At 62.7% G+C, this 22,699-nt stretch carries 21 protein-coding genes; 14 read left to right on the forward strand and 7 right to left on the reverse strand.

The features are described 5' to 3' along the window. Positions 1 to 13: 13 nt before the first annotated feature. On the forward strand, positions 14 to 820 hold the full coding sequence (locus ASC92_RS27610; RefSeq protein ID WP_056522648.1) for an oxidoreductase: 807 nt from the start codon (positions 14 to 16) through the stop codon (positions 818 to 820). A 40-nt stretch (positions 821 to 860) separates the two neighbouring features. After that, positions 861 to 1,766 carry a LysR family transcriptional regulator gene (locus ASC92_RS27615; RefSeq protein WP_056522651.1) on the forward strand — a complete coding sequence of 302 codons (906 nt, stop codon included), beginning with the start codon at positions 861 to 863 and terminating at the stop codon, positions 1,764 to 1,766. A gap of 342 nt (positions 1,767 to 2,108) precedes the next feature. Here the strand turns inward: ASC92_RS27615 and ASC92_RS27620 are convergent, their stop codons facing one another. From ASC92_RS27620 to ASC92_RS27630, 3 genes are read right to left on the reverse strand one after another with little or no spacing between them, the layout of a single operon-like run. Further along, complete coding sequence (locus ASC92_RS27620) at positions 2,109 to 4,433, reverse strand: EAL domain-containing protein (RefSeq protein WP_056522654.1); 2,325 nt, start codon at positions 4,431 to 4,433, stop codon at positions 2,109 to 2,111. Then, complete coding sequence (locus tag ASC92_RS27625) at positions 4,430 to 6,115, reverse strand: PAS domain-containing sensor histidine kinase (protein ID WP_056522656.1); 1,686 nt, start codon at positions 6,113 to 6,115, stop codon at positions 4,430 to 4,432. The genes ASC92_RS27620 and ASC92_RS27625 overlap by 4 nt, the downstream gene beginning before the upstream one ends. Positions 6,116 to 6,145: 30 nt before the next feature. Next, positions 6,146 to 7,933 (reverse strand): sensor domain-containing phosphodiesterase, encoded by a 1,788-nt coding sequence (locus ASC92_RS27630; RefSeq protein WP_082519753.1) that lies wholly within the window; start codon positions 7,931 to 7,933, stop codon positions 6,146 to 6,148. Between the two features lie 300 nt (positions 7,934 to 8,233). On the opposite strand from ASC92_RS27630, the gene ASC92_RS27635 reads away from it, so the two are divergent. Together ASC92_RS27635 and ASC92_RS27640 are read left to right on the forward strand one after the other, a co-directional pair. Continuing rightward, complete coding sequence (locus ASC92_RS27635) at positions 8,234 to 8,464, forward strand: hypothetical protein (RefSeq protein WP_056522660.1); 231 nt, start codon at positions 8,234 to 8,236, stop codon at positions 8,462 to 8,464. A gap of 115 nt (positions 8,465 to 8,579) precedes the next feature. Beyond that, positions 8,580 to 9,470 carry a lysylphosphatidylglycerol synthase domain-containing protein gene (locus tag ASC92_RS27640; RefSeq protein WP_235506028.1) on the forward strand — a complete coding sequence of 297 codons (891 nt, stop codon included), beginning with the start codon at positions 8,580 to 8,582 and terminating at the stop codon, positions 9,468 to 9,470. A gap of 49 nt (positions 9,471 to 9,519) precedes the next feature. Here ASC92_RS27640 and ASC92_RS27645 read toward each other — a convergent pair whose 3' ends face one another. Together ASC92_RS27645 and ASC92_RS27650 are read right to left on the reverse strand one after the other, a co-directional pair. After that, positions 9,520 to 10,050 (reverse strand): DUF421 domain-containing protein, encoded by a 531-nt coding sequence (locus ASC92_RS27645; protein ID WP_235506029.1) that lies wholly within the window; start codon positions 10,048 to 10,050, stop codon positions 9,520 to 9,522. A 152-nt stretch (positions 10,051 to 10,202) separates the two neighbouring features. Next, positions 10,203 to 10,382, reverse strand: coding sequence for a DUF3606 domain-containing protein (locus tag ASC92_RS27650; RefSeq protein WP_056522666.1), 180 nt, complete (start codon positions 10,380 to 10,382; stop codon positions 10,203 to 10,205). A 313-nt stretch (positions 10,383 to 10,695) separates the two neighbouring features. Between ASC92_RS27650 and ASC92_RS27655 the strand changes: the two genes are divergently transcribed. The 3 genes from ASC92_RS27655 to ASC92_RS27665 all read left to right on the forward strand — a co-directional run bounded on the left by ASC92_RS27655 (position 10,696) and on the right by ASC92_RS27665 (position 14,771). Next, positions 10,696 to 11,631, forward strand: a complete 936-nt coding sequence (locus ASC92_RS27655; protein ID WP_056522669.1) for a Ku protein — start codon at positions 10,696 to 10,698, stop codon at positions 11,629 to 11,631. Positions 11,632 to 11,682: 51 nt separating this feature from the next. Continuing rightward, positions 11,683 to 14,244: a DNA ligase D gene (gene ligD / locus ASC92_RS27660; RefSeq protein ID WP_056522672.1), complete on the forward strand. Its 2,562-nt coding sequence runs from the start codon at positions 11,683 to 11,685 to the stop codon at positions 14,242 to 14,244. 152 nt (positions 14,245 to 14,396) lie between these two features. Then, the gene (locus tag ASC92_RS27665) at positions 14,397 to 14,771 is read left to right on the forward strand and encodes a response regulator (protein ID WP_056522674.1); all 375 of its coding nucleotides are present in this window, start codon (positions 14,397 to 14,399) and stop codon (positions 14,769 to 14,771) included. Here the strand turns inward: ASC92_RS27665 and ASC92_RS27670 are convergent. Then, positions 14,758 to 15,132, reverse strand: a complete 375-nt coding sequence (locus ASC92_RS27670; protein ID WP_235506030.1) for a hypothetical protein — start codon at positions 15,130 to 15,132, stop codon at positions 14,758 to 14,760. The genes ASC92_RS27665 and ASC92_RS27670 overlap by 14 nt on opposite strands. Between ASC92_RS27670 and ASC92_RS27675 the strand changes: the two genes are divergently transcribed. The 7 genes from ASC92_RS27675 to ASC92_RS27700 all read left to right on the forward strand — a co-directional run bounded on the left by ASC92_RS27675 (position 15,131) and on the right by ASC92_RS27700 (position 22,131). Continuing rightward, positions 15,131 to 16,063, forward strand: a complete 933-nt coding sequence (locus tag ASC92_RS27675) for a Ku protein (protein WP_056522681.1) — start codon at positions 15,131 to 15,133, stop codon at positions 16,061 to 16,063. The two genes, ASC92_RS27670 and ASC92_RS27675, sit on opposite strands and share 2 nt — an antisense overlap. Positions 16,064 to 16,065: 2 nt before the next feature. Next, complete coding sequence (locus ASC92_RS27680) at positions 16,066 to 16,896, forward strand: tetratricopeptide repeat protein (RefSeq protein WP_056522684.1); 831 nt, start codon at positions 16,066 to 16,068, stop codon at positions 16,894 to 16,896. A gap of 478 nt (positions 16,897 to 17,374) precedes the next feature. Then, positions 17,375 to 19,510 carry a GYF domain-containing protein gene (locus ASC92_RS27685; protein WP_162245748.1) on the forward strand — a complete coding sequence of 712 codons (2,136 nt, stop codon included), beginning with the start codon at positions 17,375 to 17,377 and terminating at the stop codon, positions 19,508 to 19,510. Between the two features lie 38 nt (positions 19,511 to 19,548). Continuing rightward, positions 19,549 to 20,079, forward strand: coding sequence for a hypothetical protein (locus ASC92_RS28985; RefSeq protein WP_056522766.1), 531 nt, complete (start codon positions 19,549 to 19,551; stop codon positions 20,077 to 20,079). A 49-nt stretch (positions 20,080 to 20,128) separates the two neighbouring features. Next, positions 20,129 to 20,587, forward strand: coding sequence for a surface-adhesin E family protein (locus ASC92_RS29720; protein ID WP_414820435.1), 459 nt, complete (start codon positions 20,129 to 20,131; stop codon positions 20,585 to 20,587). Between the two features lie 66 nt (positions 20,588 to 20,653). Continuing rightward, positions 20,654 to 21,124, forward strand: coding sequence for a hypothetical protein (locus tag ASC92_RS27695; protein ID WP_157609150.1), 471 nt, complete (start codon positions 20,654 to 20,656; stop codon positions 21,122 to 21,124). Between the two features lie 410 nt (positions 21,125 to 21,534). Then, positions 21,535 to 22,131, forward strand: a complete 597-nt coding sequence (locus ASC92_RS27700; RefSeq protein WP_157609151.1) for a hypothetical protein — start codon at positions 21,535 to 21,537, stop codon at positions 22,129 to 22,131. 280 nt (positions 22,132 to 22,411) lie between these two features. On the opposite strand, the gene ASC92_RS28835 is transcribed toward ASC92_RS27700, so the two are convergent. Continuing rightward, positions 22,412 to 22,606 carry a hypothetical protein gene (locus ASC92_RS28835; protein WP_157609152.1) on the reverse strand — a complete coding sequence of 65 codons (195 nt, stop codon included), beginning with the start codon at positions 22,604 to 22,606 and terminating at the stop codon, positions 22,412 to 22,414. Positions 22,607 to 22,699 lie beyond the last annotated feature (93 nt).

A 22,699-nucleotide genomic window follows, 5' to 3' on the forward strand; every position in this document is an offset into this window, starting at 1 on the left:
TCGAGGATCTGCAATGTCGAATTCAACAGTTGTCGTGGTTACCGGCGTGTCGTCGGGCATAGGGCGCGTCGCCGCACAGAAGTTTGCGGAGCGCGGATGCCAGGTATTCGGCACCGTGCGCAACCTGGCGAAAACACCCGCCTTGCCCGGTGTCGAGCTTGTCGAGATGGACATTCGCGACGAGGCTTCCGTTCAGCGTGGAATCCAGTCCATCATCGGCCAGACCGGGCGCATCGACGTGCTCGTCAACAGCGCCGGCGTAACGATGATCGGCGCCGTGGAGGAGACTGCACTGGCCGAAGCGGAGTCTCTGCTCGACACCAATGTGCTCGGCATCCTGCGCACGACCCAAGCCGTGCTCCCGCACATGCGGGCACAGCATCGCGGAAGGATCGTCAACGTCAGTTCGGTGCTGGGCTTTCTTCCGGCGCCGTACATGGGGCTCTATTCGGCGTCCAAGCATGCCGTGGAAGGGCTGTCCGAGACGCTGGACCACGAGGTGCGCCAGTTCGGCGTTCGCGTCACGCTGGTCGAGCCGTCTTACACCAAGACCAACCTGGATATCAATTCGCCGCATGCAAAGTCAAAGATCGCGGCCTATGACCGCGAACGCGACGTCGTAGCGCGCGCTATCGCCGGCAGCGTCAACGGTGCACCCGAACCCGATGGCGTGGCAAACACGATCATCGAAGCGGGGCTCGGCGCGTGGCGCATGCGCCGCACGCCGGCTGGAGAGGCATCGCTGTTGAGCAAACTGCGCCGCTTCATGCCTGCCGGTCCCGTCGATGCGAGCCTGAGGAAGAAACTCGGACTCGCCTGAAGTCTTCCCCCAGTCGGCGTTGTAGATCCGGGAGTAGCTTTTGGACAGCTTGGATCTCTTGCGAGCCTTCAACGAGGTCGCGGTTTCAGGCAGCTTCTCCCGCGCCGCCAAGCAACTGAAACTGTCGAGAGGCACCGTCAGCAAGTACATCGCGACACTGGAGAGCCGGTTCGGCGTCCGGTTGCTGAACCGGAACAGCCACGCTGTCAGCCTGACGGATGCCGGCGTATTGCTGCTCGAAAGAAGCAAGCCCATGCTGGAGCTGGTGGAAGAGACGCGGGCGGAACTCCAGGACCGTGCGTTGACGCCCAGCGGGCGCCTGCGCATCTCAGCGCCGCATGGCATCGATCAGACGCAGCTTCCGACGCTCATCAATACCTTCCTGGGCCACTACCCGGAAGTCAGCATCAGTCTCGTCCTGACCAACCGCATCGTCGACCTGGCGGAGGAGGGCATCGACATCGCCCTGCGTTTCGCGCCGGCAGCGAATGAGAACCTTATTGTCCGAAAGTTGCTTCTGATGGACTTGAGCGTGTGTGCTGCGCCGATGTACTGGAAGACGCACGGTATTCCTGTCCATCCCGAAGAACTTGCCAGCCACAACGCGTTGGTCGGCAAGCATCTGAGTCCGACGTCGAAGTGGCGTTTTGAAGTCGACGGCGAGCCGTTGGAAGTCGCGGTGCGGGGGCGCCTGAACGCAACGGAGGCCGGCCCATTGATTCAGGCCGCATTGCTGGGAGCAGGTGTTCTTTACCTTCCTTCGGTAATGCTGGCGCCGTACATCGAGAGCGGGCGTCTTGTACCGGTGTTGTCGGAATTCGTTCGCAGCGACATGTGGCTCTCGGCTGTCTATTTGCAGCGGCGACACAGTACGGCGGTCCAGCGCGCATTTCTGGATTTTCTGGAGAATCGAATTGACCCCTCGAAGTTTGCACATAAGGGGTGAGCCACCACTGGGCGAGATGAAGTTCGGGACGCGACGAAAGCACTGCCATTTTTAACGCTTTCGGAGCGTGTTCTTTTGCTGCAAATGCTTCCGCTGCCGCGAGCAGCTCTTTACCAAGGCCTCCAGCCTGCAGGTCGGACGTGGTGGCCACCATTCCTTATCCAGCAGACATCGTTGATCCGCTCTACATGGACACACGCAACGATGGACGAGCCATGTTTCATGACAAGGACCGTTGAGCCTTCCTTGAAGAGGCTTCGCACTTGATCTGCGGAGGTTCTTTCACCCGAAACGAGCGCGGACTCGTGGGTCCGTCAGCGCGGCGCGGGTCAAGCGGGTCATTCAAGACTTCCTTTGAGCAAAGCCGGCAGGGCGATGTCCTCGTTCCCGGTCGGCCTCTTCAAGCAGCGCCCCCCGGCTCTCGCCCTTGCTGCGCTCGCTCTGTTCCATGGTGCCGGAGCGCAGAAGGTCGCCTGCCTCGTTGGCGACCACGGCCTCGCTGAAATAGTAGCCCTGCGCAAGGGTCGTGGAGCCCGTCGAGTGGAGGAACGCACGTTGCGCTTCGGTTTCCAGCCCCTCGACGATGATGCCGATTCGGGCCTCCCGCGCCAGGTTCATGATGGCGCGGACGGTGGCTGCGCTGTCGGGGTCGTCGACGGCTCTCTTGAGCATCGACTGCGCGATCTTCAGGTGATTCACGCGGTAGGTCCGCAGGTATTCGAACGACGAATACTCGGTGCCGAAGTCGTCGATCGCAATACGGACGCCGAGCGCCCGCAACTGCGGCAGCACGTCGTTGTGGGCCCATGTCATCTGTGCCAAGGTCGACTCGGTCACGTCGAACTCCAGATCGGAAGCCTTGAGCTGCCATTTGGCGAGGCAGTCGACCACATCGCGGATCAGATCGTTGCCATTCCTGAGCTGGCCGAGCGAAAGATTGACTGCGACGACAGGGGGCGCCATTCCCTGTTCGCGCCACAGGCTCATCTGCCTGCATGCCTGGTTCAGCACCCAGCGGCCCAGCATGACGATGCTGCCGGTACGCTCTGCAATCGGCACGAACGCACTCGCGTCGAGCAGGCCTCGCCCCGGATGGTTCCAGCGCAGCAGCGCTTCCACACCCACGATCTTGCCGGAGGACAGCTCGACCTGCGGCTGGTAGTAGAGCTCCAGCTCCTCGCGTTCGATGGCCTTCTTCAGGTCTTCGCCCAGCGCAACCCGGTCGCGGACTTCCAGGTCGAGTTCTTCCGAATGGAAGTGGTATTGGTTGCGCCCCTGTTCCTTCGACCGGTAGAGCGCCAGGTCGGCCTGCGCCATCATTTCCTCCGGGCTCTCGCTGCCCGGAATGTAAGGACAGATGCCGATGCTGGCCGAGGCATGCACCTGGTTGCCATCGATCATGTACGGGCGGGCCAGCTCTTGCTGGATCTTCGCAGCCAGCGCGCCTGCGGCAGCAGGCTCGGCCATCTCGCTCTGGAGCACGGCAAATTCGTCGCCGCCCAGGCGCGCCACCAGATCGGTTTCCCGCGTGCAATTCTTCAATCGCTGGGCCACCTCGCGCAGAAGCAGGTCGCCCCCCGGATGGCCGAACGTGTCGTTGACCGGCTTGAAGTGGTCCAGGTCCAGACAGTGGATGGCGAACGGCAAGGAGCCTCGCTGCGCTGCGCCATGGGCCTGGTGAAGGCGTTCCGTGAGCGTGGCGCGGTTGGCCAGGCCCGTGAGTCCATCGGTGCGCGCCAGTTTTGCCAGCTGTTCCTCAGCCGCCTTGCGCTCGGTGACGTCGATGACGATGCCCTCGACCTCGATGAGCCGGCCCTCCTTGTCGCGAACCGGAACGTAGCGGTTCTCGACCCAGCGACGTGTGCCGTCCCGGGTGCACAGGCGGTATTCGATCGAGGCGCCTTCGGCATCTTTTTCGAGCACGCGCGCCATCGCGGCAGCGACACCGGGCTGGTCGGCGGGGTCGATCAGCACGTCGGCCCAATTCGGGTTGGCCAGCAGGGCCGCCGGTTCGTGGCCGAACTTGGTGATGTTGTGCGAGATGTAGATCAGCGGGAACGCAGGCTCGCCGCGCAAGCGGTAGAGGATGGTCGGGCTGTTCTGGACGATGATGTTGGCATCGGAAAGCTCCCGGGTGCGCGCCTCGACCGCCTGCTCGAGCAGGTTCATCTTGAAGGCGGCATCTTCCGTCATCTGCCACTTCATCGTGAGCGCACTCGCCAGCTGGCGTACCTCGATCGGATCGAAGGGCTTCTTGAGAACGAGCAGGCGGTCGCGTGCGTCCAGGCGATCGAAGACCTCGATCCACGACTGGTCTGCATAGGCCGTGCAGATCACGATCTGCAGGCGCGGGTCTGCCAGCCACAGCTGCTCGATGGTTTCGACGCCGTCCCACCCCGGAGGCATGCGCATGTCGATGAACGCCATGGCGTAAGGCTCGTCGATCTCCAATGCCTTGCGAACCATCGCGTGCGCTTCCTGCCCCTGGTAGGCGCTGTGCAGCACGAACTCCTCGGCGGATGCCTTGGCTGTGGTGCCGAACAACGCAGATTCCAGGTCGTCCAGATTCGCGGATGCTTCTGCCGAGAGAAGGATTTTCTTGAAGTCCTCATGGATGGCCGGCATGTCGTCCGCCAGAAGAATGCGCCGATTGTGTTGCTTTCTCATTGGATCTCCCCGGCCTTGTCGATCGGAAGTTCGAGCGTGAATGTCGCTCCGGTGTTTGGCCCATCGCTGTGGGCTGTGAGCGTTCCGCCCATTTCATGCGCGGCGATCACCGCGCTGTGCAACCCGAATCCATGCCCGGTCTTTTTCGTGGTGAACCCGTGCGCGAACAGCTGGGGCAAGGTTTGCGTCGCGATGCCCACGCCGTTGTCCGTGACCCGGATGCGCAGCCGCCGGCCTTGCGCCAGCTCCACTTGCAGTGCGAGCCTCGGCTCCCGATTTGCGACGCCCTCCATGGCCTGCTCGGCATTGGCGATCAGGTTCACCAGAATCTGCAATACCCGGCCTTTGTCCAACGGCAATTCGGGAACCGGCGCGATCTCCTTGTCCACCACCATATGGCGTCGCGCCAACGCCTGCGCATTGATGCGCAGTGCGTCTTCCACCAGTTCGTGGATCCGCACCGTCTCCTGCAGCCTGGACGCTCCGGCATGGGCCTGCTGTGCAGCGATGACCTCCTTGATATGTTCCACGTTCTTGCTCAGAGCCATCAGTTCCTTGATGGCGTCGCGCTGCTCGGCCACCAGCACCGGGGCCAGTTGGCACAGGTAGGTGGGAAGCACCTTGCCTCTGGCGTCGGACGCCAGGAATGCACTCAGGTCATCCGCGTGCTCTTCCATCAGTTGGACCGCCCGCGTGAGCCCTTGGATCTTCGAGGCGCGAAGGCCCGAAAGAATCACCGCCGCGGACACGTTCACGCTGTTGAGCACATTGCCGACGTTGTGCAGCACATTGATCGCGATCCTGGCCATGCCAGCCAGGTGCGAGGCTTCGATCAACTGCTTGTTCACTTCGGCGACCTGGCGTTCGGCCTCCTTCAGGTCGGAGATGTTCTTGGTGATGCCGAAGGTTCCGATGATCTGGCCTGCACGGTTGCGCAGAGGCATCTTCGTTGTCAAGGCCCAGGAGTCCGGCCGCCCATCTATCCAGGTTTCCCTTTCCACCTTGCCGATCATGGGCAAGCCCGTGCGGATGATTTCCTGTTCGTCCTCGAACGCCGGACGGGCGTGCTCGTCGGAAAAGACGTCGAAATCCGACTTGCCCACCAGCCCGTCGGGCGTGGCCATTCCGAACTCGAGGGCCTGGGCCGTGCTGGACTTGATGAAACGAGATTGGATGTCCTTGAAATAGATGTGGTCCGGCGAGTTGTCCAGCAGCGCGCGAAGCAGTTCGCGCTCGTTGACCAGATCCCCGTCCGCCTGCATGCGCTGGGTGATGTCGAACAGCGCCCCCTGGCTGCCAACGATCGTCTCGCCAGGCCCCATCACCGCGGACTCGACAACCTGCAGGAACAGCGGCAGGCCGCGCGCACCAGAAAGAGCTTCCTCCCGCTCGACCTGCTGCCCGGTCTGCATGATCAGCGCGTGGTGAAGGCTTTCCTGCGCAGCGAGATCGGGCGGCCACGTCGAGTTCATTTCCGGTGCTGTACCCGCGGCGATCTCGGTCGCCGTTCGGCCCAGGATCTGGTCTGCAGGTGTGTCCTTGAGTTGACAGAACCGAGGATTGACGAAGACGAAGCGCCCGGCAGCGTCCTTGCGAAAAATGCCGACGGGCATCTGCTCGATGATCGGCGCTGTTTCCGGCAGGAGGGGCGAGCTTGTGGTGGAGGCAGGTTGGGTTCGCATGAAGAGTGTGGTCGAGCGAATGGTCGTTCTTTAGAACTGAGGGGGAAGACGCAGGAGCTTCCGTAGCGCGGAAGCCGAGAGCGGTCTGCAGAGGTAGTAGCCCTGCACGTGGTCGAAGCCCATCGACACGATGCACTCGAACACCTCCCTCGTTTCGACCCCTTCGGCGAGCATCCGAAAACCCATGGCATGGCCAAGGCTGACGATGCCTTGGAGCAACTGGTGTGCCCGGGGATTCGCCACCACATGCGCCACGAGCCCTCGGTCGACCTTCAGCATCTGAAAGGGCAAGTTCTCCAAACATGTCAAGTTGGAGTAGCCCGCGCCGAAGTCATCCAGGGAGAGCTGCATTCCCAAGGCTCTGATCTGCCTGAGGGATTCCAGGGTCGCCGGGGCCGTCAGGCCACTGTATTCGGTGCATTCGATGTGAAGCATGTCGTGGGACACCGCGTATCTCGCGCAGATGGTCTCAAGGTCTTTCGGGAACTGTGGACGCTCCAGGCTGCGCGCGGACACGTTCACGGCGATCGCGATCCGGAATCCTTCGCGATGAAGCTCTGCCAGTTCCTTCAGCGCGGCTGCGACGACCCAATTCGTAAGCTCATGGATGAGCGTCGTGCCTTCCGCCAGCGGTATGAACTCGGTAGGCGGAATGTTGCCGAATATCGGATGCTGCCACCTGATCAGAGCTTCGACACCCTCGAACGCGCCCGAACTCACGCGCAGCTTTGGTTGAAACACGAGATGAAACTCGTCATGGGCGATGGCCCGAGGGATATCACGCAGGATGGCATACGCACGCTGATGGCGGATATCGAATTCCGACATATAGGGGACTCGGGAAAGACCTAAGGTCCTTGCCTGGTGAACAGCCGTCATGGCTTTGCGCAGTGCGTCGTCGATCTCTTCGCTCGCTTCCAGGTTGATCTGCACGACGCCCACGCGCGCGTCGAGCTCGATCAGCAGACTGCCGCTCGCGACCGGTTGCTTCAAGACCATGACGAGCCGTTCGATGAAACGGTCGCTCGCATCTCCCTCACGCTTGATAAGGAAGGCAAATCGCCCGTCATCAACGCAGTAGAGCCTTGAGCCGGCACTCAGGAGCGACTGAAGCTGTATCGACAGATCTCTCTGGAAAACTCCCAACGGCCGGATCCCGACTGCCAGAACGGCGTCTCGCAGCGCGTTGCGATCCAGGATATCCACGAGCGCGAGGGTGTACCTTCCTTCGGGAAAGCGCAGGGCGAGGTCGTGAAGATCCTCGGACATCTGCGCTTGATTGGGTAGTAGGGTGACCTCGTCGACTCTCCCCGCCGTGCGATAGAGGTCGATCTGTGACAGCACGAGGGCGGAAAGATCCTTGAGATGTTTGCGCTGCTTCGCAGAGAACAGGCGAGGGCGACGGTCGACAAGACACAGGCTTCCTATTGCATGACCCGAAGGCATGACGAGCGGTGCACCGGCGTAGAAGCGGATGCCCGGGTCGCCCGCGACCAACGGATTGCTCGCAAACCTGTCGTCCTGCAATGCGTCCTCGACCACCGTCACATCGGCCTGGCGGATGGTGTAGTCGCAAAAGGCGTATTCCCGAGGCGTTTCGGGAAGGTCCAGGCCGATGCGGGCCTTGAACCACTGGCGGTCCTTGTCGAGGAGGGATATCAGCGCAATGGGAACATCGAAAAGCTCGGCCGCCAAGCGCGTGATCCGATCGAAGTTCTCTGTCGGTGGCGTATCCAGCATACGTGTGGAACGAAGGGCGAACAGGCGCTCGGACTCACGACGCCTTCCGGATTCAGCAGTCGATGTGGAAATTCTCATGAAAGAAATCTCGTCCCTCGGGGTTCTTGACCCGCTTATAGCCACATCTTCCTGCTGTGTCTGTAGGCGGCGCCAATAGCTGGCTGCCCTGATCCTGCAGGCGGATTTGCTTGAGATTTTTTTAAGAAATTAGGCGACATCGGCACCATATGCAGACCTTCGGCTTCATGGAGATTGGATGCACGATTGACGCGTGGCGGCTATGGCAAATGTCCTGCATCCGACGTCGACGGCGGATGGCGGAGTCGGAACCGTGGGCATCGAACACTGGCTCATTGCCGGAAAACTGAGGAGCCGCCTATGCCCAAGCCGAATCCCGCCACGCATTCCGCGCGTGAAGAACCCGAACTCACCCAGGAAGAATCCGTCCCCACCGACGGCCGCGACATCGAGGGCGAGCGACTGATGAAGGACGTGAGCAACCGGAAGCTTCAGGAAAAGGGTGAAGCTGAACACAAGACGCCTCAGAACGCCGATGTGCCGCCCGAGACCACTCTTGAAAAGCGCCGGGGCAACCAAGACTCGGGCTGAGGCTGTCAAGACGGCTTCTCAGACTGCCCAAGCGACAGCGCCCGGTTCGGCGGCTCCGGCTGTTGCCGGCGTCCACGCGTCCCTGTGGCGGCGCTGCCGGCCATGGCTGTTGCCTGTGTTCGGCGTTGTCGTGCTGGGCCTGCTGCTGTCGCATGCCCACAAGGTCGACTGGGCCGGGGCATGGCACGCGCTGCAGCGGTATTCACCGTGGCTGCTGCTTGCGGTGCTCGGGCTCACCACCACCAGCCATGCGCTCTATGGCTGCTTCGACCTGATCGGCAAGCGCCACTTGCGCCACGGCCTGCCGCGCTGGCGCACCTGGGCCATCGCCGTCACGAGTTATGCGTTCAACCTCAATCTCGGTTCGCTGGTCGGCGGCATCGCCATGCGTGCACGGCTCTATGCGCGTGCCGGTCTCGACGAAGCCACCGTCGCACAGATCGTCGGGCTGAGCCTCGCCACCAACTGGCTCGGCTATGGCCTGCTGGCAGGCGGCTTGTTCGCAGCCGGCATCGTCGAGCTGCCGCGACAGGCGCACATCGGGCAGGGCGCGTTGCGCGCTGTCGGCGCGATGATGATCCTTCTGGCATTGGGCTACCTGGCGGCATGCGCCGTTTCACGCAAGCGCGAATGGATATTCAGGGGCAGGCACCTCCATCTGCCCGGCGCGCGCATCGCCATGATGCAACTGGTGCTCTCGACCGTGAACTGGGCGTTGATGGGCGCGGCCATGTACGTTCTGCTGGGCCAGCAGGTGCCTTATGCAATCACCTTGAGCGTGATGCTCGCAGCCTCCATCGTCGGCGTGCTCACGCCGATTCCCGCCGGGCTGGGTGTGATCGAGGCCGTGTACCTCGCGCTGCTGTCAGGCGAGGTGAAGCAGGGCGTGCTGATGGGGGCGGTGCTTGCGTACCGCGCGCTGTACTACCTGCTGCCGCTGGCCGGCGGACTGGCGCTGTACCTCTTCCTCGAGCACCGCGCCCCGAGTTTTCAAGCCGCCTCTTGACCCCGGTATCGGTGATCGATGAGGACTCCGGGGCAAAGGCACACAGGATTCAGGTCCGCCGCTTGAGGATGCTCAGCTTGCCGTCGCGCTCGAGCACCGCTCGCTCGACCTCGTCCAACGGCGCACCTTTGGCCTGCTGGCGCATGGCTTGGTCCAGATCCTTGCGGGACACCAACGCATGGCGCATGGCGTCCTCGTCCATCTCGCCATTGCGCACCAGCGTGATCTCGTGGCCGTTGACCAGGCCTTCGAAGCGCGGCCATCGCATGCTGGCGAGAGCCACCAGCCGGTGCGTCACCACCAATGCGGCGCCGGCGGCCATGGTGCTCCAGAACGGCGAAGCGCCGACCACGGCGCGGCTCAACACCGCACCAAGCAATACGGTGATGCAGGCATCGAACGGGCTGTGCTGCCCGAACGAGCGGCGCCCTGATGCGCGGATCATCACCAGCGCAAGAAAGAAAACGACCAGTGCCCGAGCAGCCATCTGCCAAGGTGCGAGGTCCGAACCCTGGCCAAAGAGCAAATCCACGAATTGCATCATTTGCCTTGCCTTGCCTTGCCTTGCCGTGCGCTGCATCCGGAATCGTTACGTCGTGGGAATTACATCAAGGCTTGCCCGGCGGTTGCGCCTCGCCGCAACACGGTGCCTTCGCCAGGCTTGATCTGGTCGGCGCTTTCAACATCGCCGCTTGCCCTCGCGGGAAAGAAGGTAAAGCGGCCCGCTGGTTGTCATTTCCTGCCGGAGAGGTATTCGCGCACGGCCTCGGCCGAGTTGCCCACCGCCTTGACGGCGTCGCGCAGTTGGGTTTCCGAACAGCCGAGCGACTGGGTCCATGAGCGGATCTCGTGTTGCTGTTCCAGGGAAATGAGCTTGCGGTCGGCGCCGGTCTTGCTGCTGTCGTCAGGCATGCTGGTCTCCTTCGTGAAGATGGCCGCAGCATGGCGAGCGCCGCGGGCACCTGCTGTAGGAGTCTGCCGCCGGTCAGATGCGGCCATCTTCCATTGCTGCTTCTTGGCGAGTCGGGCCCCTTTGCGCCTCGATGTACGCCGTTCGGGTTTTGCGTTCTGAAATAAAGCGCCCTGGTGCTCACGCCTTGGGATCCCGCCACCCGTGATGTACGGCGTGTCCTCCCATTGGCTCCGGTCGTGTCCCACAACGTCGCGTGACGGTCGATTGGATGCTGGCCTCGACTTTCCGTGCAGCGGATACAAGGACTTCCCAATGGCCACAAGCAGCAGAACCCTCTGGAAAGGCGCGATCACATTCGGGCTGGTTCACATCCCTGTCGGCCTGCACACGGCGAGCATCGAACAGGGTGTGGACTTCGACTGGCTCGACAAGCGCAGCATGGACCCGGTCGGCTACAGGCGCATCAACAAGAAGACGGGCAGGGAAATCGACAAGGACAACATCGTCGAGGGCTTCGAATACGAAGACGGAAAGTACGTTGTGATCTCACCGCGCGAGATCGAAGCCGTGTATCCCCGCACGACGCAGACCATCGAGATCCAGCGCTTCATCGACGCCAACGAAATTCCTTTCGTATACCTGGAGCGCCCGTACTACGTGGCGCCGATCAACAAGGGGCAAAAGGTCTACGCTCTGCTGCGCGAAGTCCTGGTCAAGACCGGCAAAGTCGGCCTCGCCAAGGTGGTCATTTCCACCAAGCAGCATCTTGCGGTGCTCGTGCCCTCGGGCAAGGCACTGGTGCTCAACCTGCTGCGCTGGGGCGACGAAGTCAAGTCGCTGGAAGGACTCGACCTGCCCGCGGCCGGCATCAAAGGCGCCAACGTGACTGCCGCCGAAATGAAGATGGCCGAACAGCTCGTGGGCGACATGTCCGGCAAATGGGAGCCCGAAGACTTCAAGGACGAGTTCAAGCACGCGGTGATGAAGATCGTCGACAAGAAGGTGAAGGCGGGCGACACGGAAACCGTCATCCAGCCGGAGGAAGAGGCTCCGGAGGAAAGCTCGAATGTGATCGACCTGACCGAGTTGCTCCAGCGCAGCCTGAAAGGTGGCAGCAAGGGCGGCAAGACCCCGAAGGCCGGCGCCGCGGCAGGCAGCAAGCGCAGCGCCAAGCCCGCGGCCAAGTCCGGCGCCGCGCGCAAGGCGGCTTCGAAGAAGGCGAGCGCCAAGACCAGGAAGATTGCGTAGAAGGCCGGGCCACTTCCGGTCCGTTGCGGCGTTAGGAAGAGCGAGGACCCGATGGCCAAAGGTGGTGCGCTCTCGACCTACAAGTCCAAACGGAACTTTGCCGTGACGACGGAGCCGGCCGAAGGAGGCCGGCCGAGCCCGCACGCGCTGACCTTCGTCGTGCAGAAGCACGCGGCCTCACGGCTGCACTACGACTTCCGGCTCGAACTCGATGGGGTGATGGTCTCGTGGGCGGTCCCCAAGGGGCCCAGTTTCGATCCGAAGGAAAAGCGCATGGCCATCCACGTGGAGGACCATCCCATTTCCTATTCCTCCTTCGAGGGCACGATCCCGCCGAAGCAGTACGGCGCCGGCACGGTGATCGTCTGGGACAACGGCACCTGGGAGCCGGTCGGAGATCCGCGGGCGGGCCTGGCCGTCGGCAAGCTGGTGTTCCGCCTGCATGGCCAGAAGCTCGAGGGTTTGTGGGAGTTGGTGAACATCGCCAAGGGCGGCGAGCGGCAGGAGCCGTGGATCCTGTTCAAGAAGAAGGACGAACACGCGCGCGCGCACGCCGACTACGACGTGGTGACGGCCTTGCCCGACAGCGTGATCGCGATGCCGCTCAAAAAGGCCCGCAGCCGCGCCCCCACATCGGCGGCGCCCAAGGTTGCCGCGACACCCTCCAGGTCGCCCGCGGCCGGACGCAAGACGGCCCTTCCCGCCGAGATCAAGCCACAGCTGGCCACCCTGGCCGCGGGCGTTCCTTCCGTCGGGGAGTGGCTCTACGAAATCAAGTTCGACGGCTATCGGCTGATGGCGCGGCTCGACAAGGGCAAGATCGCGCTGGTGACGCGTGGCGGTCACGACTGGGCCGCGAAGATGCCTTCGCTGGTGTCCGAGCTCGGTACGCTCGGCCTTCGCGCCTCGTTTCTCGACGGCGAGATCGTCGTGCTGGGCAGCTCCGGCGCGCCGGACTTCAACGCATTGCAAAACGCCTTCGACCGCGGCCGGGACACCGATCGCATCGTCTTTTTCGTGTTCGACGCGCCTTTTTTCGAAGGCCATGACCTGAGGCAGGTGCCGCTGGTGGAACGCCGCAAGCTGCTCAGGGATTTCTTCGCGGCAAAGGCCACGGCGCATGTGAGGTTCAGCGCCGATTTCGAAGCCGACCCGACGTCGCTCCTGCGGTCCGCGTGCCGCATGCAGATGGAGGGCGTGATTGCGAAGCGCGCCGACGCGCCCTACGTCTCCAGGCGCAGCGAAACCTGGCTGAAGCTCAAATGCAAGCTGCGCCAGGAGTTCGTCATCGGCGGGTACACCGAGCGCACCGATGAGACTGCCCAGGTCGGCAGCCTGCTCCTGGGCATTCACGACGCAGCCGGGAAGCTTGTTTCGGTGGGCAGCGTCGGCACGGGCTGGAGCGCAGAGGAAGCCAGCGACATCAAGCAGAAGCTGATGCCGCTCGCAGCCGCTGGTTCGCCCTTCGATAAAGGTGATACGAAGCCCGGCCGGTGGTCCAAGCGCAAGGCGGGCAGCGAGCGGTGGGTCAAGCCGCAGCTGCTCGCGGAGGTGAGCTTTGCGGAATGGACGCCCGATGACCAGATACGCCACGCCTCCTTCATCGGACTGCGCGACGACAAGCCTGCCAGAGTCATCGTGCGCGAGCGGCCCAAAGCCATCGGAGCGCCGGCGGCTGCTGCTTCGGCGGCGGCCGACAAGAAGGCTGGCACATCCGCGTCGGGCGCGTCGATCAAAGTCAGCCATGGCGAAAGAGTCATCGACGCCAGCACCGGCGTCACCAAGCTGGACCTGGTCCGTTACTACGAATCCGTCGCGGAATTCATCCTGCCGCACTTGAAGGGCCGCCCCTGCTCCCTGGTGCGCGGCCCCACGGGCGTGACCGGCGGGCTGTTCTTTCAGAAGCATGGCGAGAAGATCGGCATCCCGGGCATCACCGAGTTGCCCGCCAGCCTGTGGCCGGGCCACGCAGCCTTGCTCGAGATCGGCAATGCCAAGGCCCTCGCCGCTGCGGCGCAGATGAACGTGATCGAGTTTCACACCTGGAATTCTTCGGCCAGGGCCATCGACAAGCCCGACCGGATGGTCTTCGATCTCGACCCCGGCGAAGGCACCGGTTGGGAGCACGTCCAGGAAGCCGCCACGTTGGTGCGCGCGATGCTCGAAGCCCTCGGCCTCGAGGCGTGGCTGAAGACCAGCGGAGGCAAAGGCCTGCACGTCGTGGTCCCGCTGGCGCCGCGGTACGACTACGACACCGTCAAGGGGTTTTCGCAGGCCATCGTGCAGCACCTGGCCAGGACGATCCCTTCGCGCTTCGTGGCCAAGAGCGGGCCAGGCAACCGGGTCGGGAAACTGTTCGTGGACTATCTGCGCAACGGCCATGGTGCGACGACCGCCGCCGCTTTCTCCGCGCGTGCGAGGCCGGGCATGGGCGTTTCGATCCCGATCGCCTGGGACGATCTGGGCGCGCTCAAGAGCGGAGCGCAATGGAACGTCCGGACAGCGCGCGAACACTTGTCTTTCCAGACCGTGGATCCGTGGGCCGGCTACTGGAAAAGACGCCAGGCGATGACCGAGCCCATGAAGCGCCTGGGCTTCCAAAGACGGGGGTGAGGAAGTCTTCCGAATTCGCGAACGACCCGGCCCTTTGTCGCCGATGCCGCCTGTCTCACTCGACAGGCGTGCGAGTTCCTACAAGTGCTGGCAGGGAGGTTACCTAGCCTGTGGGGCGCACGGACCCGACGGGTTCAGGGAACCGCCTCACCATGCCAGTCACCGTCTTTCTCGTGGAAGACAACAAGGTCATCCGCGACAACCTCATTCCGACCCTCGAGAGCCTGGCGGCTGCGCGGGTGGAAGGGATCGCCGAGACTGAGGAAGACGCCATGGCCTGGCTGGACTCCCATGACCGGCACTGGGATGTGGCCGTCGTGGATCTGTTCTTGCGTGAGGGCTCCGGCCTGAATGTCGTGGACCGTTGCCGGGCACGCGCGCCGAACCAGCGCGTCGTGATCTTTTCCAACTACGCAACAGAAGAAATCCGCTGCAGGGCCCTGCAGCACGGAGCGGACGCCGTCTTCGACAAGTCGACGGAAATCGACAGCCTGCTCGACTTCCTGGCGCAGCTCAAGGGCCCGTAGGAGGGCAGCCGCCCCGGTCCAGGCGCTCCAGCGCGGCGCGGCCCAAAGGGGTGATCCGTCGCACCACAGCGACTTCGCAGCGCTCTGCCGGATCGCTCGATGGCATCTCCTCCATGTCGGCCTCGACGAAACCGGCGGCCTTCAACACCATGACGTTGTTGATGTCATGAGCATCCTCGACCCGCAGGGGGAAGTCGGCCTTCTCGATCTTCCTCAAATAGTCCATTGGCATGGCTGTGGCCGTTCCTCTTGGTTGTTCGCGATCGCGTTCGTGCAGCCGGGTCCATTTTGGCATTTCGACCTCTTTCCTGCAGCCGAAAAAAATGGCATGTTGACCTTCTGTCGCTACAGGAGCAGCCATGGCCACCGCTCGTTCGATCGCCTCCCTCTCGCTGGGCTTTGGCTTGGTGTCGATCCCCGTGCGCCTTTACACGGCGACCGAAAGCTCGGCCTCGGTCCACTTCAACCTGCTGTCCAAGGACGGGGAGCGGGTCAAACAACAGTACGTCTCCGCACTGGACCCGAAGCAGATCGTCCCGCGCGCGGAGATGGTCAAGGGCTACGAGTTCGAGACAGACCGGTTCGTGATCTTCCAGCCGGAAGAGCTCAAGGCGCTGGAGGAGGGCGCGAGCCATCTGATCGATATCGTCGCCTTCATCCCGGCCGACGCGGTCGACCCGATCTACTACGACAAGCCGTACTTCCTGGCGCCCGACAAACGCGGCGGGAAACCGTACAACCTGCTCAAGAAGGCCATGCTCGCGAGTGGCCGCTGCGCCTTGGCGAAGTGGGCCTGGAAGTCCAAGCAATACGTGGTCCAGGTGCGCGCCCAGGAGGACGGGCTGATCCTGCAACAGCTGCTGTATGCGGAAGAGGTCCGCTCTCTCAGGGATCTCGATATCGAAAAGCTGGAGCCCTCGGCCGCGGAACTGAAACTGGCGCTGCAGCTGATCGCGCAGATTTCCCAGGACAGCTACGACCCGACGATGTTCGAGGACGAGGAAAAGAAGCGCATCCTGGCTGCGATCGACGCGAAGATCGCTGGCGAGGAAATCGTGGCGGCCGAGCATCCCGAGGACAGCAGCCCCTCCGGCCAAGTCATCGACCTGACCCAGATGCTCATGGCCAGCTTGCAAAAGCGATCCGCTGGCACGCCGAAACCCCGCGCGGCGCCGGCGAAACCCGGCCCCGTCGTCACGCCGATCCGCACGCCCGCCGCCAAGGCCAAGCGCGCACCGAAGCCCGTTGCCCAGCTTGCCGCACCAGCACCGCGCGCGCGAGCGAAGAAGTGACCATGCAGGGCAATTCCCCGCGGTCGTTGCGCGGCGTGCTGCAAATGCTCGGTCTGTCCCGCCACGCGGTCCTCAAGCTCATCGAACTGGGGTTCGTGGTGCCGGTGAAGGAGGAGGGCAAGGCATGGAAGTTCTCGTTTCAGGACGTGGTCCTCCTTCGCTCCGCGTACGAGTTGCGCGCGGCGCGCATTCCCACCCGGCAGATCCTCAAGGCGTTGCGCCAGCTCAAGGCATCGCTGCCCGAGGAACGGCCGCTGCTGGGCATGCGGATCACGGCTGGAGGCGATCGGGTGACGGTTCGCTATGGGGATGCGCATTGGGAGCCACTCACCGGCCAGTTCGTTCTCGACCTCCAGATTGCATCGGGGGCAGGATCGGTGACCCTGTTCCCCCCGCGCCTTGAAGCGGCGCCAGATCCCGCAGGCCTCGACGCGCGTTTTGCCCGTGCCGAGTCTTTGGAGGAGACGCAGCCGCAGTCCGCCGAAGCGCTGTATCGCCGCATCCTGGGAGATGACCCTGCCTACGCCCATGCCTATCTGAACCTCGGGTTCATGCTGTGTGAATCGGGCCGCCACGAAGCCGCTGCGGCGCTGTACCAGGACGGGTTGCGCTTTTGTCCCGACGATCCTTTGATGCACTTCAACCATGCGGTGGCCTTGGAAGGCACGGGCGATGCGGACGCCGCGCTGGCCAGCTATGAAGAGGCGCTGCGGCTGCAGCCAGATCTTCTCGATGCGCATCGCAATGCGGCGCTGCTCTATGCCGATGCCGGCCAGCAGCAGTTGGCCATACGGCATTTCAGTGCGTTCAGGCGGCTGACATCGGTGCCATAGGCAGCTGTGCACGACGAATTCACGCTTCCCGCGAGCCTCATCGAGGCGCGGCAACGTAGGGCCGCAACCTCGCTTTTCTGCCGTCTCTCGCGTGTTGTGTGCCCGGGTTACTGCGGGTAACATCCCGCTGGCGTCCCGGGCAATAGACGGGCGCATTCAAAAAATGCGGCGCACCTCCTTCCGGGAGACGCCTCGGGTAGTAGAGGGCTGGGGCAGTGCCGAGGAAAAACCGGTCGCGCCCTGTTGGAGGAAATCCGGATGCGAACTTGGGCGAAGGTGCTCGATTGAATTGGCGTTGCCTTCCTCGAAGTGCGCGCACGAGCAATGGCCCGCTAACCGCAGGCCTCCCCGCTGGCCATGCTGATCTGGCGACCCGGAGGGCTGCTTGGTGCCAGGATGCTCGCCCCACGTTTTCCGTGCACAACGCCGCCGGCGGGCCGCCCCAAAGGCGCTCCAGGACTGAAGGACTGAGCTGACCATGGAACAGATTGGTTCGCTGGTGCCGCTGTTGCTGTTCATCGCGCTCATTGCCGGCTGCGTGTGGTTCACGCGCCGGTCGGCACGTCACCGGGAGGTTCAAGGAGAGGCGCTGCACGGAACGAAAGGCTGGCTCGGCTTCTTTCTCGTCTCCGCGTTCGTCCTTGCACCCTTGATAGGCGTCGGGACGCAGCTGAGGACCTTCTCAGACGTCGAGGCGCGCACCCCGGCGGTCCTGGAGCTTGCGGGCTACGTGCCTTACAAGGCCTTCTGCTGGTGCCTGCTGCTGGGGGTCATCGTTTGGCAAGTCTGGATGGCCAACCGGCTTCGCACGAGGTACGAACCGGAGAGTGTGGCGCATGCCAAGCTCTTTCTCGCCCTCAGCCCGTTCGTCCTGTACCTCAGCGATGTGGGAGCGGGCTGGGCCTTCCTGGGCGTCAACGCGGCTGGCGAGGAGGTTGGGCGCACCGTGCGCGCCTTCATTTCAAGTTTCCTCTGGTACTTGTACTTCATGAAGTCCGAGCGAGTGAAGAACACGTACTTTGGCGCCACACAGGACGCCAATTCCGGACCGTTCGAGCCCGGGCGGGCGCGCGTGCGGAAACTGAAAGGTCCCGAGCAGCGCCGGGAGCCCGTGTTTGCAGACGTTCCGGTGCATGCGGCGCCTGCGTCGGACCCGGCCAGCGCTACAGGCGAGGAGGGGGCGCAGCAGGTCTGGTGGTACGCAGAAGGCGAGCACAGAAGCGGCCCCGTGTCGGCCGCGCAACTCGAGCAGCTCGTGCAGGCGGGCACCGTCAGCTTGAACACGCTCGTCTGGCGCGAAGGGCGTCTGACCTGGAAGCCTCTGCAGCAGATCCCGGAACTGGCCAGCGGGAGTGGCGTGGCGCCCTTGGATGTCGAGCCCGACTTCGTCAGACTCGACAGGCTGCGCGAACGCACCGCTGGCACGCCTTTGTGGGTCTGTGCGGTCATTCTGTCCGTGGCGCTGGTGTGGTTCAGCCTGGCGTTCCACCTGCCCGAGAGAGCTTCCCTTGGCTATGCGCTTGGGATTGGCCTCGGCGCGCTGCTGATTCCAGTCGTGGCGGTAACCATCTTCTCGCTCTGGACCGCCTACCCAAGCCAGCGAAAGAACCTGCAGGTCTTTGTCGGGTGTTGCACGGTACTTCTTGCGGCTTCGGGCGCGAGTTCGCTCTCGACAAGGGGCTACGTGGAGCGTTGGTTCAACAAGGACAACCTGAGCGCTGAAGATTTCAGGTCACAGGCAAACAAGTGCGCGCAGCTGCGCGACTTGCGGTGCCAAGAATCCAGTTGGCGCGAGTACGTGCGCCTTCGGCCGGACGATTCCCTCGGGATCGCACGCCTCGGATTCGTGCTGAACCAGCGCGACAAGCACGAAGAAGCCATCGTTCTTCTGAAAAAGTCGATGGACCTCGGGGCAGGGGCGTACGACCTCTTCGCCTACTACGCGGACAGCCACGAGAAGCTCGGGCACACCGGTGACGCCATCGAATGGTCGTACAAGGCGCTTTCAGTGGCGCCGAGCCTCATTGATGTCAGAGGCAGGCTGGCCAGCCTGCTGCTCAAGACGCACAGGCCTTACGAGGCGCTGTCGCTGCTCCAGGCGTACGACAGCCAATTGGAGGCCAAAGGGATGCGACCGTACTTCGCGGCGCAACGGATTTCGATTGAAACGGCCATCGACAAGGCCGAGCCGGAAAAGAACGAGGAGCGGATGGCGTTGCGCCTTCCCATGTATGCGGGTCACTTCTTCGCGCCGGTCACGCTCGGCCCAGGCAAGCCGAAGCCGTTCATGGTCGACACCGGCGCGAGCCTCACCAGCCTGAGCGAAGCGATGCTGCGCGATTCCAAGGCGGTGTATCGGGTGGTCGACCCCCGGGTACAGATGACCGTGGCCGACGGTCGCAAGGTCGCGGCCAAGGGGGTGGTGATCGAGTCCATGAAGGTGGGCCCCTTCGCGCTGAAGGACGTGCCGGCAGTCGTGTGCACCGATTGTGTGTCGCTCCTTGGCCAGGCCAGCCTCTCCAAGTTCGACATGCAGTCCGTCCGCGCGCAGGGCGTCGACTTCTTGCTGCTGGCCCAGCGCGGGACGCCTCGGCTGCAACCTTCGAACAACTGAGAACATCTTTTCCTCAGCCGAGCACACAAGCACAAATCATGACTCCTCAGCAAATCGTCGGCACCGCCTCGCGTCTCTTCGCCATCTGGCTGCTCATCACGGCATTCCAGGCAGTTGCCATCGGCGGCGCAATAAAGGCCGGCAGCAACGACCCCAGCGCTGTCTGGGTGCCCTACCTCATGGGCGGCATCTATCTGTTGGTAGGCCTGCTGTGCTGGTTCTTCCCAATGGCCATTGCGCATGCGCTCGTCCCCAGGACAAAATTCGACGACGTCCTGCGCCTTCCAGCTCAGCAGGCATTGGTCGTTGCATGCGTGGTCCTTGGACTGCTCGTCATTGCCTTCAAGGCGCTCGCCCCGGTCATGGGCTATCTCTCCGTATGCGCACTATGGATTGGCAGCGGCCAGCCGGTCTCGACCTTGGACGCGGGTCGGCATATCGACGGGTTCATCGGCTTCGCCCAGTTGGGTCTTGGGCTCTTTCTTGTTTTGAAGGCTCAGGTGGTAGCGAGACGACTGCTGGACGACCCGACGTCGCCTCAACGCGAGCGGCGCGGTGAGGTGAGCTAAAGACGACCGACAACGGAGCGATACGACACTTGCTAATGCACCTCAGTCAATGATCGATTCAAAGTCGCTCGCTTTCGCAATAGGTTTGTTCTTTGTTTTTGCGGGGGCCGGCGCTCAAGCTGCAGACTGGCGGCGAGTAGGCCAACGAGATGCAGCAGGCACGACCTTCTATTTGGACGTCGACAGTCCGCGACGCGATGTGGACGGCAAAATCGTTGCGACGGTGCTCCTGGACTTTTCCACTGAACGGCGGGCTCCCGATGCACGAACGTATATGTCTTCGACGCGTGTTGTCCGTTTCGACTGTGGGGCCGAACGCCTGGCAGACCAAGCAATCATCTTCTACGCTGAACCTCGCGGCGGCGGGGCAGTTGTCAGACGCATGGAGCGCTCTGCCGAGCAAGCGAATGCTGATCTTGAATCGACAGACTCGCAATCGAGTGGCAAGGCCTTGGCATATGCAGCCTGCGAGGTATACGCCAGGGGCAAGCCTTCTAGCGGTAAATAGAGCGCCTGCACATCCAATCGGCACCATTCGGGCCACGACCGAACATGCATAACCGCCCCCACCTCTTTGGCCACAAGACCACTTTCAGCCGCCCGTGAGCGCGAATTCCAAGAGCTGCTGGCATTCGTGTCGTTCTACTCGACTCATGTCTGGCGCGTGGACGCGACTTCGAGCGTCAGTCTTGCGACGGTGTGCGCAGGGATTGTTGAGCAGTACGGCAAGTCAAAGGCGCTGGAGGGTCTGCGCCAGGCTGCCAATGACATCATCGAAGACTTGAGCGTCCGACCGGCGACCGGCGTTGCGGCTCTCGATGAGGCACTGCGAGCCGCCGGGCTCCTTACAGCGTCGGAAGTTCGGCGTCGCTACGCTTCGTCATACAAGCGCATCATGAAGCGCGGCTCTATCCGCGACGACACGGAGTACTACCTTGTCAACGGCATCGTCGTCGACCTTGGAAACGCCACGCCGGACGAAGAGCGCGCGATGCTTCAGCGGCTTCTTGACACCTACGAACGAGCGGGAAGAGCAGTCCAGTAGAGGAGGGCGTAACGCAGGACCGCCTTTGCTCCTAGTGCCTTCGGTCCGAGGAGGGCCCGCCGCCGACGCCACGCATGTGGCAGGATGCGGCCACAAACAGGTGCTCGGGCAGAAGGTCAACTGCCTCGCCTTTCGATGCCCACAAGCCCAATGCCAAAGCTAGCTTGCCCCTGCGGCTATATTCACAATCTTTCACCAATACCCGATGACGGGTGGGTGGTGTTGCGAGACCACGATGCGGAAGCGTGGCCTGAATCTGCCGGCGAAACGCGCCTTTATGAATGCCCCAGATGCAACCGCCTGATGTGGCAACGGCCCGGAGATGACATGTTCAGCATCTACCGCCGAGAGTCGTGAGCCGGCCATGGCCAGATCTTCACTACCCCTCAGCGCACTGCTTGATACGGACGATGAAATCGAGAAATTTCACGCGGCTTGGCTACTCGACATTTGCTAACGGCTTCCGGCCAGCAGCGCACATTGCCGCGACGGGCTCACCCTCGGCGGAACCAGAAGTTCATGGAGAACTCGAAGTGATCGTACGCTCGACGAGACGCTTTCTTTTGTCGCTCGCAGCGATGATCCCTGTGGCCGCGCTCGCAAGTCTCCCGCTGCAGATGTCCTTGGCCGAGATGGCTACGGAAGCCGATCATGTACTCGTCGGCCATGTCGTCGGCGTCGACATGGTTGACGGCAATGGGTCTGCTGTTGTGGATGATCAGGCGCGCACGGGGCCCGGTTTGAACAATGTCATTCGTCTTCACGTGGCAGTCGACCAGACTCTGGTCACCACTTCCGAACGAGTTCCAAAGGAATTGCTCCTATCACTCGACCCTTTCATGCACTACAGCCTCGGACAGATCAGGTCCGCTCACCAGCACGATGCAGCACCGCGATTGGTACTGCTCAAGGGTGCGAATTTTTTGAGCATGAAGCCAGGCGTTTTCTTTCGGCCGTTGCATGAAAAGGAAGATGTGCTCCGACTGCATGGTGCGGCACACCGTTGACGAATATCGACCACAACCGGGAGTTCGTCGTTGCCGGACAACTACCGCAACCTGTATTCCGTGTGAGAGCGTGCGCCCTCAATCATCATTTCGCGAGGAAAAACCCGACCTATGAACCTCAAGCCAAAATTCCGGCTCGGCCTATTCCACAAAGTCCGGGATGGCCGCGAAGACAAGCTTGGCGGGCTGGCTTTCGGTTTTCCTGCGGAGCGTTGGCCAACATGTTTGGTCTGCGGTCGTCCGCAGAACTTCATAGGCCAGTTTCACCACTCGAATGTTCTCAATCTGGGTCAGCATGGGCGCGCGCTTTACCTATTCCAATGTCCGGACGGGGCGGTGTGCGAGGATTGGGACTATCTTTCAGATGGGCGTTGACGCTGCCCAGGGCGTAGATCACCTGCGCGAGCAGGCGTTCGACGCCAGCGCGCATGTCCACTGGCTTCGTGCATAGCCATAGCGCGTCGAAGCGGATCATCGCAACACCTCGCTTGCAGCGCCTTGAATCCGGCCGCATCGGTCGAATTGCTCCGTGCATTCAAGGCGGTAAACCGCTGAGTTAGCCGCAGTT

It is taken from the genome of Variovorax sp. Root411, assembly GCF_001425205.1.
GTDB lineage: Bacteria > Pseudomonadota > Gammaproteobacteria > Burkholderiales > Burkholderiaceae_C > Variovorax.

What these genes read in the sequence shown, in the direction of transcription:
- ASC92_RS27610 (WP_056522648.1), top strand. Translation starts at nt 14, where the DNA reads ATGTCGAATTCAACAGTTGTCGTGGTTACCGGCGTGTCGTCGGGCATA.
- ASC92_RS27620 (WP_056522654.1), bottom strand. Translation starts at nt 4,433, where the DNA reads ATGAGAAAGCAACACAATCGGCGCATTCTTCTGGCGGACGACATGCCG.
- ASC92_RS27625 (WP_056522656.1), bottom strand. Translation starts at nt 6,115, where the DNA reads ATGCGAACCCAACCTGCCTCCACCACAAGCTCGCCCCTCCTGCCGGAA.
- ASC92_RS27630 (WP_082519753.1), bottom strand. Translation starts at nt 7,933, where the DNA reads ATGAGAATTTCCACATCGACTGCTGAATCCGGAAGGCGTCGTGAGTCC.
- ASC92_RS27635 (WP_056522660.1), top strand. Translation starts at nt 8,234, where the DNA reads ATGCCCAAGCCGAATCCCGCCACGCATTCCGCGCGTGAAGAACCCGAA.
- ASC92_RS27645 (WP_235506029.1), bottom strand. Translation starts at nt 10,050, where the DNA reads ATGCAGCGCACGGCAAGGCAAGGCAAGGCAAGGCAAATGATGCAATTC.
- ASC92_RS27650 (WP_056522666.1), bottom strand. Translation starts at nt 10,382, where the DNA reads ATGCCTGACGACAGCAGCAAGACCGGCGCCGACCGCAAGCTCATTTCC.
- ASC92_RS27655 (WP_056522669.1), top strand. Translation starts at nt 10,696, where the DNA reads ATGGCCACAAGCAGCAGAACCCTCTGGAAAGGCGCGATCACATTCGGG.
- ligD (WP_056522672.1), top strand. Translation starts at nt 11,683, where the DNA reads ATGGCCAAAGGTGGTGCGCTCTCGACCTACAAGTCCAAACGGAACTTT.
- ASC92_RS27665 (WP_056522674.1), top strand. Translation starts at nt 14,397, where the DNA reads ATGCCAGTCACCGTCTTTCTCGTGGAAGACAACAAGGTCATCCGCGAC.
- ASC92_RS27675 (WP_056522681.1), top strand. Translation starts at nt 15,131, where the DNA reads ATGGCCACCGCTCGTTCGATCGCCTCCCTCTCGCTGGGCTTTGGCTTG.
- ASC92_RS27670 (WP_235506030.1), bottom strand. Translation starts at nt 15,132, where the DNA reads ATGGCTGCTCCTGTAGCGACAGAAGGTCAACATGCCATTTTTTTCGGC.
- ASC92_RS27680 (WP_056522684.1), top strand. Translation starts at nt 16,066, where the DNA reads ATGCAGGGCAATTCCCCGCGGTCGTTGCGCGGCGTGCTGCAAATGCTC.
- ASC92_RS27685 (WP_162245748.1), top strand. Translation starts at nt 17,375, where the DNA reads ATGGAACAGATTGGTTCGCTGGTGCCGCTGTTGCTGTTCATCGCGCTC.
- ASC92_RS28985 (WP_056522766.1), top strand. Translation starts at nt 19,549, where the DNA reads ATGACTCCTCAGCAAATCGTCGGCACCGCCTCGCGTCTCTTCGCCATC.
- ASC92_RS29720 (WP_414820435.1), top strand. Translation starts at nt 20,129, where the DNA reads ATGATCGATTCAAAGTCGCTCGCTTTCGCAATAGGTTTGTTCTTTGTT.
- ASC92_RS27700 (WP_157609151.1), top strand. Translation starts at nt 21,535, where the DNA reads ATGAAATCGAGAAATTTCACGCGGCTTGGCTACTCGACATTTGCTAAC.
- ASC92_RS28835 (WP_157609152.1), bottom strand. Translation starts at nt 22,606, where the DNA reads ATGATCCGCTTCGACGCGCTATGGCTATGCACGAAGCCAGTGGACATG.